Annotated in this window: 1 protein-coding gene; it reads left to right on the forward strand. The window is 69.8% G+C overall.

The window, feature by feature from the left end:
• Window positions 1-53: 53 nt before the first annotated feature.
• On the forward strand, window positions 54-1124 hold the full coding sequence (locus K789_RS0112925) for a Gfo/Idh/MocA family protein (RefSeq protein WP_024367118.1): 1071 nt from the start codon (window positions 54-56) through the stop codon (window positions 1122-1124).
• Window positions 1125-1343: the final 219 nt, after the last annotated feature.

Below are 1343 nucleotides of genomic sequence, written 5' to 3' on the forward strand. Positions count from 1 at the left end.
GCTTCCGCGGCCAACACCCCGACGCTCGCTCACCCGGGTGAGAGGATGGCTCCATGACCGCCCACATCGCCACGCCCTGGTTGTCCAGCCAGCCCGATCCCGATCCCCGCACTGCCACCGGCGCCCGGCTGCGCTGGGGCGTCATCGCCACGGGAGGCATCGCGGCGTCCGTAACCCGCGACCTGGAGCTCCTGGCCGATGCCGAGCTCTACGCTGTCAGCTCGCGCACCCAGGCGGCAGCCGATGCGTTCGCCGCCGATTTCGGCTTCGCCCGGGCCTACGGTGACCTGGCCGGGCAGAGCGGCTACGAACGGCTGCTCGCCAATGACGCCGTCGACGTCGTGTACGTCGCCACGCCGCACGCCCACCACCACGAAATCGCGCTGGCGGCCCTGACCGCCGGCAAGCACGTGCTGTGCGAGAAGGCGCTTACCGTCAATGCGCGCGAGGCCGCCGAGCTGGTGTCCCTGGCCCGGGCCAAGGGCCTGTTCCTCATGGAGGCCATGTGGAGCCGCTTCCTGCCCAGCATGCAGCGCGCCTTCCAGATCGCCGCCTCCGGCGAGATCGGCGAGGTCAAGTGGGTAGGGGCGGACCTGGGCTTCCCGGCGCCGTATTCACCCACCTCACGCCTCTGGGCACCGAAGGACGGCGGCGGCGCCCTGCTGGACCTCACCGTCTACCCGCTGCTCTGGGCCCTCGGCACCCTGGGCTTCCCGCAGACCGTCAGTGCCACCGGCTGGCTGAACGACGACGGCGTGGACGCCCAGAACGCGCTGACCCTCGGCTACCACCACGGCGCCCAGGCACAACTGACCTCATCCCTCCTGGCGCACGGTCCCCGGACCGCCACGGTGGCCGGCAGCCAGGGGTTCCTTCAGGCCATCGGGTCGATCAACAACCCCAAGGAACTCCACATTCGGGTCGGCTTCGACGAGCCCCGCAGCGAGCCCTTCGACGTCGTCGGGCGGGGCTACAGCTATGAACTGCGCGAGGTGACCCGCTGCATCCAGCAAGGACTCACCGAGAGTCCCGTGATGCCGCTCGAGGATTCCCTCAACACCATGCGGCTGTTCGACGGCGTGCGCGCCCAGCTGGGTGTGAGCTACCCGAACGACGCCCGCTGACCCGGATTTCCGCCTCCTGAACCCCACGAGTTTACGGTGCACTCTGGACTCACGCCCGCGCGCGGACTTACCCTATAGGCAACCGTCGAGCTTTCGGGGAAATGGGGTGTGCGCGTGGACCCAGCATCAGTCCCGTTGCGCGTGCGCCGCCCGCTCCGGCGGGTCATTCTGGGAGGTGTCGCCGGAATCGCCTGGCTGGCCCTCTCCGCGGCAGCTGCC

The sequence above is a fragment of the Arthrobacter sp. TB 26 genome (assembly GCF_000427315.1).
Lineage (GTDB): Bacteria > Actinomycetota > Actinomycetes > Actinomycetales > Micrococcaceae > Arthrobacter.